This window comes from Ruegeria sp. AB9, from assembly GCF_056542585.1.
Map to the genome: position 1 here is coordinate 174,002 of NZ_JBQGAA010000008.1, position 12,291 is coordinate 186,292.

At 51.4% G+C, this 12,291-nt stretch carries 9 protein-coding genes and 2 pseudogenes; 4 read left to right on the plus strand and 7 right to left on the minus strand.

Annotated features, from left to right (window positions below):
• Window positions 1-59 precede the first annotated feature (59 nt).
• Window positions 60-959, plus strand: a complete 900-nt coding sequence (locus ACR0K5_RS16755) for a helix-turn-helix domain-containing protein (RefSeq protein ID WP_480630795.1) — start codon at window positions 60-62, stop codon at window positions 957-959.
• A 407-nt stretch (window positions 960-1,366) separates the two neighbouring features.
• Window positions 1,367-2,860: a ComEC/Rec2 family competence protein gene (locus tag ACR0K5_RS16760; RefSeq protein ID WP_480630796.1), complete on the plus strand. Its 1,494-nt coding sequence runs from the start codon at window positions 1,367-1,369 to the stop codon at window positions 2,858-2,860.
• A gap of 329 nt (window positions 2,861-3,189) precedes the next feature.
• Here ACR0K5_RS16760 and ACR0K5_RS16765 read toward each other — a convergent pair.
• The 6 genes and pseudogenes from ACR0K5_RS16765 to ACR0K5_RS16790 form a co-directional block, all read right to left on the minus strand.
• Window positions 3,190-3,450, minus strand: a pseudogene (locus ACR0K5_RS16765) (DDE-type integrase/transposase/recombinase); the annotation flags it as partial.
• 342 nt (window positions 3,451-3,792) lie between these two features.
• A complete protein-coding gene (locus tag ACR0K5_RS16770) occupies window positions 3,793-4,134 on the minus strand; it encodes a lysozyme inhibitor LprI family protein (RefSeq protein ID WP_480630797.1) in 342 nt (113 codons plus the stop codon).
• Window positions 4,135-4,474: 340 nt separating this feature from the next.
• A complete protein-coding gene (locus ACR0K5_RS16775) occupies window positions 4,475-7,060 on the minus strand; it encodes an autotransporter domain-containing protein (protein WP_480630798.1) in 2,586 nt (861 codons plus the stop codon).
• A gap of 655 nt (window positions 7,061-7,715) precedes the next feature.
• Window positions 7,716-8,024, minus strand: a complete 309-nt coding sequence (locus ACR0K5_RS16780) for a hypothetical protein (RefSeq protein WP_480630799.1) — start codon at window positions 8,022-8,024, stop codon at window positions 7,716-7,718.
• A gap of 357 nt (window positions 8,025-8,381) precedes the next feature.
• Window positions 8,382-9,443, minus strand: a complete 1,062-nt coding sequence (locus ACR0K5_RS16785) for a Hint domain-containing protein (protein WP_480630800.1) — start codon at window positions 9,441-9,443, stop codon at window positions 8,382-8,384.
• A gap of 291 nt (window positions 9,444-9,734) precedes the next feature.
• Window positions 9,735-10,076, minus strand: coding sequence for a hypothetical protein (locus tag ACR0K5_RS16790; RefSeq protein ID WP_480630801.1), 342 nt, complete (start codon window positions 10,074-10,076; stop codon window positions 9,735-9,737).
• Between the two features lie 187 nt (window positions 10,077-10,263).
• Here ACR0K5_RS16790 and ACR0K5_RS16795 point away from each other — a divergent pair, with 187 nt between their 5' ends.
• Both ACR0K5_RS16795 and ACR0K5_RS16800 read left to right on the plus strand, forming a co-directional pair.
• Window positions 10,264-10,404 carry a hypothetical protein gene (locus tag ACR0K5_RS16795; RefSeq protein ID WP_480630802.1) on the plus strand — a complete coding sequence of 47 codons (141 nt, stop codon included), beginning with the start codon at window positions 10,264-10,266 and terminating at the stop codon, window positions 10,402-10,404.
• 62 nt (window positions 10,405-10,466) lie between these two features.
• A pseudogene (locus ACR0K5_RS16800) lies at window positions 10,467-10,589 on the plus strand (IS6 family transposase); the annotation flags it as partial.
• On the opposite strand, the gene ACR0K5_RS16805 reads toward ACR0K5_RS16800, so the two are convergent.
• Window positions 10,550-11,902 (minus strand): hypothetical protein, encoded by a 1,353-nt coding sequence (locus tag ACR0K5_RS16805; RefSeq protein ID WP_480630803.1) that lies wholly within the window; start codon window positions 11,900-11,902, stop codon window positions 10,550-10,552. The pseudogene ACR0K5_RS16800 and the gene ACR0K5_RS16805 overlap by 40 nt on opposite strands.
• Between the last annotated feature and the right edge of the window lie 389 nt (window positions 11,903-12,291).

Consider the following 12,291-nt stretch of genomic DNA (forward strand, 5'->3'; position numbering starts at 1 on the left):
TTCATCTAACATCTGCCTCTCCCAAAATTCACGAAAACGGTTCGCCTATAAGTAGCCGAATGACTGGTCGATACGTGATTTACGTGTTATTTCTCCATGCAGAAATCAGCCAAGATGGACAAAACGCTATGAGCCTGGGACGATTATCGCATTTTGGGTCATCGCTCCATGCCACTCGCTCCGCGCTATCGATCATTGCCTCCGGAGTGCAGACCGTTGGGTCGGTGATTTCAGAGAGAACCTTGAAGGAACATTGCTTGGTCTTTGTTGAAAGCGGCTCAGGGTTCATGCGGTCGGGCGAGGGCGCAGCGATACCCGTCGTCGGCCCGGCACTGATTTTTCTGGTTGCCGACTTGCGACACACCTATGGCCCGACCTCCTCAGGATCATGGCATGAGCGCTGGGTATTGTTCGATGGTGTGCTTGTAGACGAATTCTTCGACAACGCTCTGCTATCCCGGCAGAGGCCGGTGTTGCAGCTTGGTGACCCAGCAGAAACGCGACGATTGTTTGCTGATCTTCATTCTCGGCCCCGAGGCAGTTCCCGGATTGGCGAGATGAATGCTGCTCTGGATCTACATGCGTTGTTGGTGAAATGTGCTATGTTGGAACGGCAGGTCACCGCTCAAGAGAGTGCCTGCAGAATTGAAGAGCTGATCAACTGGATACAAGACAATGCAGGTGAAGAGCTTTGTATCGAGAGCATAGCTGAAGAATTCGAGGTAGCGCTTTCGACACTGCGCCGCCGATGCATCGAGCTTACCGGTGTATCACCAAAAAAGCTGCAGACCGCAGTACGCCTCGCCCGAGCGAAGGAGCTTTTGGTCGAGACCGATGCACCGATCTCGAAGATTGCTGAAACCACAGGGTTCTCTGATCCATATTATTTTTCAAGGGTATTTTCTGGACGCAACAATTGCTCACCGACCGAGTTCCGTCGTCTACACCGACGAAGTTGAATCGGTTGCTAAGCCAACCTTCATCCATACTTTTGTGATCATAAACAGTACGGCTATTTCAGAGCGAACACGTGATGCCGAGATTAGTTGTAATGGTTCAGTGTTTTAAGCGCCGGAAACGTCGTGCATTGCAAAGATATCGTAAGTACCTGCAGAAACACTTTCGTACCGGCCATCAAGGGACAAGAAAGAAAGGACTTAGAACGTCAGGCGAATTCGACATTCACATCAAAACTGATGCTGGTGTCAGCATAGTAGAAGCCGAAAAGAACAGTTGGCAAACGAGACGCTCCGTGAATCTCAGCACAATCTATTAGAAAAAATGAAGAGGTTGTGTACACTTAAGGTATATTTCCAAGGAGGATTTGATGCCGAGAATTCGCTACGCCAAAGGCCCCGTGGTCTACTTGTACGATCGCAACGACCCCCAAAAGAAATCATCTAAAAGGCGTAAACAGCTTCTGTGGGGTGACTGGCTGAGGGTCGGTGATCCAATCGATAGTGATTGGTTTGAAGTCAACTGGGGAAAAAACACGTTCGCAATACACAAGGATGACTTTCAGGAAGAAAGGCTCCTGGAAATCATTTTTCTGGATGTGGGACAGGGCGACGGGTGTATTTTGACTACGCCAGGCACAGGGAACGACGAAAGGATCATGATCGTCGACGCAGGGGATCGCGACAACATGATGCGGTTCCTGAACTGGCGTTTCCGTGACTTTAAGAAAGAGTTCAAATTTCATGCAGCGATTGTCACCCATCCGGACGCCGATCACTACCGCGGCTTCCAGCCTATTTTTGAACATGAGAAAATTGCATTCGAGAAAGTGTATCACAACGGAATAATCGAACGAAAAGCACCCTCCAAAAAGCTGAGGCTCGGAGAGATCGAAGACGGTTTTGTCACGGACTTGAGACCTGATACCAACAGCCTCCGGCAGCTTTTACAGGACGAAGCCAACCGCGGTAGAACACACTTTCCAAAGCTGATGTGGACAGCGCTGGAGAGTGGCCGGGTTGGTGCGATCGAGATGGTGTCGACCAAGCATGGCACGCAAGAAGACGACAAAAGCTGGCTGTCGGGCTTTGCTCCATCCGACAATCCGGAGCTAACAATCGAAATTCTGGGTCCGGTGGTGCAAGAAGCTCCTAATGGCAAGGACGGGCTTCGCATTTTCGGCAGTACGTTCACGTCCAGATCGATGGATAACGGCAAAACCAAAAACGGCCACTCGGTGTTGATGCGCTTGAGCTACCGAGGTCTGAATGTGCTTTTTGGCGGCGATCTAAATTCTCCGGCGGAAACTTTCCTGACACGTCACTACGGCAACAACGGAAAGAAACCGACCAGTTCGCAAATTCCAGGAATGATCGAAAGAGCCGCAGAACGCTTTTCTGTCGATCTGATGAAATGCTGCCATCACGGGTCGTCGGATGTTACCGACGAGTTTCTGGAAGCAACTGCCCCTGCGGCCTACGTCGTATCTTCTGGTGACGAGGAAAGTCATGTTCATCCGCGACCAGACCTTCTTGGTCTACTGGGCCGAAAAGGCTCGGGCGACAGGCCTCTCATTCTTTGCACGGAAATCCTCCGTTCAACGCGCGAGCGCGAAGACCCGGAATTGCGACCACGGCTGGAAAAGATCAACGATCTGCTTGTGAGAGAAGAGGATGACGAGGAGAAAATCGAGAAACTAGAGGCAGAGCGCGACAAGATTCTCGATCAGCTTTTCAAGCGCAACGTTGGTGTTTACGGCGCTATAAATCTGCGTACCGACGGCCGCCGTGCAGTGGTGGCCTTTCGAAACGAAAAAGGATCTGACACCAAACGTTGGTTCTACTACGAACTGGAACAGGACGTTAACTCGGGACGCTTTCTTCCCAAAGAGGCGGGGCACTGAGCTCGGCCTCTTTGCTGGCCGCTGTAACAAGCGTCAAGTTTCATGAAGGAGCTCGAAGGAGATCCGAAAACACAGTGCCCTGCGGTCTGTATTGATGGGGAGACTGTGGCCCCCGGAAGCACTGTTGAGGCAGCACCATCTTTGCTGCCTTTGCAGTTTTCTTGCTTGCGGGACGTTAGGCATCGGCGCGATACCTTGATTATCGTCCCGCGCCAACGATTAACTCGTAGTATACCGTGTGCGTGGCATGATAGTGCTCGCAAAATAACCTCGAAGGCGGGATCTGTTGCGAAGTTTTAACTGGAGGCAGCGATAGCATTGTACTGGGGCTAAGCGGCCAGCTCTGCAAACTGCCGAAACGGACAGACTCCGGGCGTGATTTGACCTTTGCGGATCATGTGTGCCACTTCGATTCCCTCGAGAGTTGCCGCCGCTGAAGCGAACGCCTTGAATCTTAGCATGGGTCTGATCTTTCGTTTGATGAAACGATGGTCCTGTTCCACGATGTTGTTAAGGTATTTCCGCCTTACCATCTCAATCGAGATCGGGCAGCCAAAGCCTTTCAGCATTTTGTTGACCGCCTTGAACCCCACATCAGAGACCACTATTCCGCTGCACCACGGACTCATTTCTATCTACGTTGCGACAAAAGGATTGCTGTAAATGCAGGTGCAGTTCAAAGAGCGCTTCAGGTAGCGTGTTACTGTTGTGGCTCCCTGCACGACCAGCCTTAACCTGACATTCAATACTGGAGTTGCGGTTTCCGAGATGCGAGACTTTTCCCCTGTTCACCTTCGGTCATCAGATGGCTGCAACCAGCCCAGAGCGGATAGCTTCTCGAATGGTTTGATAAATGTTCGGAACAAGCAGCTTGCTTAAAAAGGGTGCGTCACTGGCTTACCCATGCTCAAAGCGCCCTTCCGCTACCATTTTCACTGAATATAGCGTCGGAGTTCTTTCTCACGGTCACGCGCGAGTTCGATCTTGCAAGAGTCTATTCCGATACTAGTTCCTAATCCACCTCCAAAGGACGCGCCAACATACTCGCATTGAGCATCACGATAGGCCTGCCACGCGGCCTGCGAAGCTTCTAATGCGGGAGCCGCAACTTCGCGTCCGGTGACAACATCGAGTTCTTCGGCGGAAGCCGCAGCGAAACCCAAGAAAACCTCAAGCGATGCATCTGCCTTGCGAAGAGTCTCTGCTACACAGGTTCCAATCTCGACCTGACTACTTCCTTCGCATTCCGTCGCGGGATCAGTAAATGCAGGCATTGCAAGAAAAGCGAAAAGAAGTGTGGTTGTGACAGCAATTCGCATTATTGTACTCCCGGGGTTCTCGGACGATTTTAGAATAGTTGGAGAAAGACTGTCGCGAAATAGGCGAAAACAAAAAGGGTGAGCGGATCATTTCCAAACGCGCTAAGAGCGGCGCGCAACATACCAATTTCAGCGCGAGACACCCGCAAGCACCCGAGACCAGACGTACGAGCGAATTACACAGATGACGACGTCGAGCCCGCTCTTATCTATTCTGCGATTCTTATGAATGCACGCGAACCGCGTGTTTCTGCCACTGGCCATCGCAAAGACGGCCCACAGCCGGAGAATAACTTCAGAATCGCCAAGTGATCCTTAAGCCGCCACCGAGTTCGTCGCCGTTTGTATTTTTCTGGTAGACAAGTCCCGCAGAAGCATCGACGGACGCGTTCACGGTCGTTGCAAAACCCAAACCGACGGAGATTGCGTTCTCGCCTCGATGGGTGCCGACAAATGACTGAGAAATGCCAGGGGACGCGGCAAAGGCCGCGTTAATATCGTGTGTGTCGTCGGATGCCGCCAGAAAATCGTGTTCGTACCGTATGAATCCAAGAGGTATTAGACCACCGCCAAACGCTGGCCCGGTCAGGTTGACGCCGATGCTTCCGATCAGACTATCCGCAGTTGAGTCGTCCACCGCCAATGCCGTTGCCAAATCGCCATCTTCAGTGAATCCGTCCTGTTCGTAACGGGCGTAACCCAGTCCGACTTCCGGTGCGAGATGCCAACCTCCGCGTGACGGCAGGGAAGTGTATTCCGCGCGCACAGCAATCTCGTATGTTGTATGATCATAGTTTGCAGTATGACGATTTACGCTTGACCCAGTGATCGCGTCCCGTGCCGCGTCCGTGTCCCCCCATGACACGCCAGCCATTCCTGAAAAAGACCAGTTCGTTGACTCCACCACACCGAACGCGCCGATGCTGAACGCGTCAGAGGAAAAGTCGAGCATATCAGTAGAGGTCGTGTGATCTGACATCGAATAGGTGCCGTAACCAAGGTAGGCGCCAAAGCGGCGACGATTGTCTGTCCAAATGTCGGCGCCGAGGATGAACTGGTTAAGGTCATAGTCGAACCCGGCTAACCCGCCTTCTGCATCGACCTGCCCGCTGGTCAGGCCTGCATCGAACCAGACATTCCGGCCTTCGCTGGTTAGTCCCTCGATACGGCCATTGCCGCTGGCTCGACCATTGGCATTCGAAAGAACCATGTTGCGGCGCAGATCGCTTTGCTCCAATGCGACAGTCATGAAAGAGGCATAGGCTTCTGGATGCAGAGTCTCTACTTCGTTGAGACCGTTATGCGGGATGCTTTGTCCTGAGTTGGTGAGCAATTGTCCATAAGAGGCGGTGTTGGTAGTTCCTTGTGGAGGCCCCAAGGTATTCGTGACCGTGTTGGTGGAAATCACCCTGCCACCGGGCGCTGTGATCGTTGTGGTTACAGTTTGGGTCGCGCCGCGGCCCGATGGCGTAGTAACGACTGTTGTCGTTGTCTGATTGCCTGTATTTGGATTTGTGACAACGGACGTAGTTGTTTGAGGCGTGTATGTGGAAGCGATGAACGGGTTATTCGTCAATCCGACGTCTATGAACGATATGTCCACTTGATCATCTACGAGCGGGTCGTTGACGATGGAATACAATAGATTTGCCGGGAGCGTTGAACCAGCGGATGCCAAGTCCGTAGCTGTTGGAGTGCGCGGCCTCGCATCGTAGGCTGCGGTGGTGCCTGGAAGTCCGATTGCCGGATTGTTCAAGGCAACAGTGTAGATGCCGCTCACGCCGCCGTTTACATAGTCTGTGGCACCGGCATTTTGGTCAGTTGCAAGTGGTACGAAAAAAACAGTGTCGAACCCCGTCAAACTTGGTGCAGTTCCTGCCACATTGGTGACCAGTTGCCCGCTGTATCTCGTTGTTCCCGGAATGCAGTTGCCCCCAGAGACCGAGCACCCGCCGGAGGGGCTGATCCCAATGCGTATATAGTTGTCACCCGAAAACTCAGTTTGTTCTGCATTCAGTCGCAAGCTCGCCAAACCCGGCGCGATGCCAGACCCAGGAGACAATGCCCCAAAAAGGTCGATCGTGCTGTCGTTAAGTCGTGCGACCATTGGACCACTTGGGCCAGTAAAAGACCCAAATGTGGCTAGCGAGCGCAACGTGCCGCCATCGACGTTTAGCGTATTGAGGCCAGAGTATACCTGCGATCCAGCGTCCATGAACGTTCCACCATTTACCACAGAAAGCGCAGACAAGTTGTCATAAAAGTCGCTTTGAGCGCTCAGGCCGGAGATGTCCAATGTACCCCGATTTATTGCAATGTTGCTTGCGCGCAAGCCTGCGCCGACGTCCATCAGCGTTGACGACGAAACGACTGTTGTGCCCGCGCGCACGTTCACAGTTAAATCGTCTGGCCCCGTCACAGAGCCAGCAACGGCTGAAGCCCCACTTTCGAAGCGCAGCTTGCTGTTTCCCGCGAATGTTAACGTGCTTGCGGCATTGTTGGAGTCCTGAACACGAAACGTGGCACCCGTTTCAAGAAAGACAGAACCGTCAGTTATCTGAGGATCGGTCAATTGTAGCTCCGTCCCAGCACCTTCAAGGCGAAGTGTACCCCCCATGATCTCAGAGGAAGGCGTCGCGGAGCCGTTCGACTTTGTTAAACCTAGGACCGAGTTGGATCGAAGTTGTAGCTCCGCACCCTGACCAACGGTCAGCCAGCTATCAAGAAACGGCTCGATGGTGGTGCCGACCAGGTCAAGTCGCGCGCCGTCTGCAACATCGACAGTAAGCGGCACACCAAAAATATGATTGCTTCCCAAACGCAATTCGTTCCTTCCGCGTTCGGCTCTGATGAACGCAGGTCCGCCATCTGGCGAGTTCATTGAAAGGCGGGTTCCATCCCGAAAAACCAAATTGCTATTCCGAAGCGTAAGTCCACCGCCACGCCCGACACCGGCTGCGCCAAAACCGAGGCTAAGGTTAACAATCTGACCGGTCTGAGGGCCAGCAGAGCTTACTCCGTCCCGAATCGTCAAAGAGGTGTTTTCGAGCGTTAGTCGATCAAACAACAATGTCGCTTGAACGTTTCCGGGGCCCGAAGGCGGATCCCGGAATGCAAACACGTCTAGGGCCGTTTTTCTTCCGTCGGTTCTGGTTGACCCAATGAAAACATTCTCCCACGAGCGATAAACTGATCTGGAAAATGCAATTGACTCACGGGTTCGGAACCCCCCAAGTGCCAGCCCGGACATTGTGTCCGAGTCCCAGACCAAACCATCAAAACGACCAATGACGGGGTCTAGGAAGACATCAGCAGCGCCCAGAGTACCGGTTGATGTATTGGCGAGCGTCTCAGCGCAACCAAGGTTCAGTCCTGTACCAGTAACGGAGCTGCAATACCCTTGTGCCGCTGCCTCGCCATTCACAATCGACGCAAGGAAAAGTGCCGTCGTGAATGCCAAACATGATCTGCGCCGCGGTGGTGCGATGTGTTCGATTTTCATATTGCCTGCCTCTGCCAGCGATGCGCGTGCGGCGCTAGTTGCCCTCAGGCACCCAACCGCAATACGTGTAAATCTGATAGATCGAAGTACCGTCATCCAGCCCGTTGACAAACAACTTTCGGTTGTTGCTCAAGGGTGACAGCACCTGACGGAATTCATACGACGAGCCGTCGTAAGAACATTCGAGATCGACAATTTGCAGAGATGTCCCGCGTAAGGCCTGAACCTGCGCATAGGTACAGTCTGCATCGTCGGATTTGCGGCCCTGATCATCACAAATCAGGTAACCCGCGCGGAAATCGCTGTACTCCGCCGCAATTTTCGCACCGTCCTCACAGGTCAAACCTTCTGGTACGTAGAGGCCCGAAAAATGTATGCTGTCTGCTAACACCGCAGCAGGAATGGGTAAAAGTAGTAAAACTAGCGGCTTAAAGACTTTGCAAATGCATATCAAGAATTTTCCTCCAAGGATTCTTCTGTTCTGTTCTCGACTACTCTAATTACTTTCACGCAAAAGATTCCCAACTGGTGCGAGCTCGGGACCTGCAATCGACACTTGTCAATCGGTTTCAGCCGATAGAAAGGTGTTGTCACGTTAACACCTTAAACGCAGGTAGTATTTTCGGTTTCACACTAGATTCATCTTTTGATTGTTAAATGGTCCCACTCGCTTCTCTGGTGCATGAATGCAACTGTTTTGTCATTCGGTTTTAAACACCGAAATGAGCGGCTTTTTGTTGTGCACATGACGTCGAATAAAGTTCGAAATCTGCTTCCCTTTTTGTGGGATTTGGCGTGCCGGTTTCGGTAAGTAGTCAGCCGAGGAAACTTCCGGAAACAAACAAAGTATTTCTTTGTAAGCCTTATCTCCAACGCTCTCCAGTGCAATTGGGCCTGTGAACAAACTCTCTGCTGGCGCGCCCTCCGCGAAGATGATCTCATGACGATCAAATAAAAGATGAAAATAGCAAACTGATTCAACTTCTTCGTCGACAAATATTCCTGGTAAGTCTGTTAACTTTTTCGCCGTAATTAAGACTTCCTCTTCTCCAAAAATTCTTGTGGCGATGGGAGATTTGCATAGCATTCGGTGTTGTGGAGAAACACACAAATCACGCTTTGGCAATCCATCACCAAGCGCACCAGACACTATCTTTATAGGACAAAGTTTTGGCTTTGCAGACAGTTCCTTGGCTTTCAGAGTTCGAAAACCGATCCACCTAACAGGTTGAAGACCGTTGTCCAGAGTGACCACATCATCATTGACACAAATGCTCTCTATTGGACGTGGGCCCGCCACAGTTTCAATCAAGGTTCCCTCAGTAAAACATGGGACAAGAGTATCAACGTCAACCGCAGCACCGTTATCAAGAACGGGTCCAAGTGTGAGAGTTGTGTTCAGAGGTGGGATAGAACCGCCAATGAACGCAATGAAGAACCCGTCTTCGGCATCAACGCCAGCACTCGCTCCATTCCCGTTGATATCGTAGTCAAAAACACCAACTTGGTATGTATTGACACCGTCATTTACTTGAATCGAATAATCCCAAAAGATCGCGTTTCCAAGGAATGTCTGGGTGGGGTCGTTTGGAACCTCGTTGATGAGGTCGTCACCGTCAACAACGGTTCCATCCACTCCATCGCTGATTGTAATCTGACTATAGGCGCTTATTTCAAATGTAGCACCAAGAGTCCCGAACCCAGCTGCGGCATCCGTCAGCGTAGTGTTTGCACGAAACGCCCCAAAAACCGTTATCGTCATGGGCCAACCTCTGATTTTCGAAATTGAAGTTGATTTTTTGAGACGCTATCGTGAAAACTTTACATGAACTTCACGCTGAATTGACATTTTTGTAAGGTCAACAAACCGTATCAACTTTAATCTACCCTGAGCTACTCCCCAATGTTTGGACAGGTTTCAGCGTAAGTTAAGCTACTCTTTGCTCCTGCTGATCGGGTTTGGTTTCGTCTTTTCTCAGCCAGTAGAGATCAAGGACTTCGGAACATCGCCGTTACATCTCTCCACATAATACCAGCTGGAAATGGTTCTGCTTCAAAGAACCCCCCGCCAAACAGAAACAACAACATCAATAGAAAAGACCTCATCGACCGTCATTGTCATTTGACCTCCGCCAAAATTCAAAACTTGTATCTCATCAGAAGGCAAAGCAGGCTCGGTTTGATAAGCGCGCCAATGTGTGCTGTCGATGGTATTCCGCTTTTCAATCAGGCACTTTTGTTTTCCACCGGCTACTTGAACGTACGAGCCATCTTGGCGTGTCAAACTCGCAAATGAATGTGGCCCAGAGGTATTCAGTTCTCCAAGAGCTGCCTTGACTTGATCCTCAATCAGGTTTTGCGTATTTCGTGCTGAGGTTGTCGAAGGATATTTCACCGCTCCGCAGCGCAATAAACTCTCTCTCCGTTATGTCCGTTCAGGGCTCGTAGTATCAATCAATGCCCACCACAGGGGATATCCGGCGCAAGTCAAACCAACTCATTCGCCACCGAGCGGCGAATGACTGCTTCTTTCGTTTCATTCTGTCTGTTAGCATTCAGTAGAGGGCAAAAGGAGAACGATAGTGAGCGCAGATATTTCCAGTTTACTTTTGGCTTTGGGCATTTTTTCGGTCGGCTTTTTCAGTATCGGCCCGAATATTCTCGCCATTATCGGCACCTCGATGGAGCGTGGACGGGAGGCTGGGGTTCTGTCGCAAAATTAGTTCCCACTTGTCAGGTCAAGCTTAGTTTTGGTAGCGCATGCTCAAAATTAAAGGAGCAGACCGTGACAATCTCATTCAAGGGTGCACACTTTCCGAAAGAAGCGATCTTGTACGCTGTTTTCTTCTATCTCCGATACGGCGTGTCTTACCGGGATCTGGAAGAAATCATGGCTGAACGTGGCGTTGATCTAATGTCGCCATTCGCCACGACTGATGTACTGCTGATGTTGACAGAACCACCCGCAAGTATTTGGCCAATCTCCGACGTAGCTCCGTTGGAAGTCTCACGCGAGACTGGTGAATAGGTCACTCTTTCTGTGCGTGTGGTGAAGGCCGCGTCACTTCCACCGCTGCCCTCGTTGATCTCGATGGTCAGGTTTCTCGTGTATGTCGCAGTGTGCGTGACCTTGGTATCCTGATACCCGTTGTTAGAAAAAACCGAACTTTGAACGTCGATGCCGCCTTCAGCAGAGATCAAACCAGCGTCGTTGCGCACAGTATCTGCCTGAATTACAATGCCTGCGCCCGACAGAATTTCCGGCTTAGCCCCGGAAGCCGCAACAGATGTGCCTGTGCTCCAGGTAACACCGCCCTGGTTCGAGAACACGCCGTCAAAGCTATAAATGGTTGCGCAACTACTCGCTCTGTCTGCACCGCCATTCGAACGGCTGCTGGTAAAACAGCTTTCTAGTTCGAGGTCAGCTGGATTGGTTGAAACCCTTAGGCTGGCTGTCTTATTGTCCGGAGTCCCCGCAAATATCTCAACACCCGACTGTGAGGGTTCAGTCACTATGCTATCGAAACGGTTGTCAAAGGTTTCTGCTTCGATGGCCAGACCACCATCTGCCTCGATGCGCCCCGATTGGTTGAGGACAGTTCCATTGCGGGCCACCAACTGCATTGTCTCGCCGGATTTCAGCAGACCACCGAGGTTATTCAGATCCGAGCCGCTGCGCAGTTGAAGGCCACCGCTGGCTTTGATCGTACCGCGGTTTTCTATGTCCCCACCAAGATCAAGCAGAAGGTCTCCATCAAACAGCACCTGTTCTGAGGCGCCGACAAACAACCCACCGGAGTCCAACGTGACTGCAAGGCCATCGCCTGCGCGCAGCTGGTTGAAATGAGATGCATTAAGCCCTCCGTTCAGTGAACCCAACTGAAACTCCAAAACGGACTGCCCCACCAACAGCGCATCGGCACTAAGGCTGGTTTGTCCGGATACAGCGACGTTGGTGTTGAGCGCATTGATCTGCCCTTGGAAGTCGAGATCCCCCGCTGTCACCGAAAGATCAGCTTGTTGCCCGGAAATTAGTTCGCCATCTATGACCGCCTGATCCTGAGCTGTCACCGACAGGCTTTCGACAGCGGCGATCTGGGATTCGTCGCTTGTCCGGATCTCGTCACCAGTTACGGTGACAGATTGCCCGCGAGGTGATCCCGTGTGAGCAAAGCCGACCGCCGGGCCGAGGAGCACACTACATAGCAGATCCAACGCCATCCCACGTTAAATTATGTAGCGCGCTTGAGGATCGTGAGATCCGTAGCTATTTGTCTCGAGGGGTAAGAAACAAAGCCTAAGGCTAAGCATCGCAACTTTCTTTCAAATCATTTTCACGGACAATAATTTTTTGAAATCTAATGTACCCGATTGTCCTAAAAATTTTGGCCTGTACTAGTGTTCCGGGGGAGGCTCAACGAAGCCAACAAATCTGACAAAAATGGATTTCTGACGCAGTGGCGAGAAACAGCATGAAAAAATAGTTGACTGCGCAAACATCAGTCCTTGCAGTTTGTACCTAGGCTCCAGACTCATTGATTTACAGCCAGAACAGCACGGTAGCAGCGAGAGCGATGGCCGAGAGGAATACCTTTGGGCATCTGTCATAT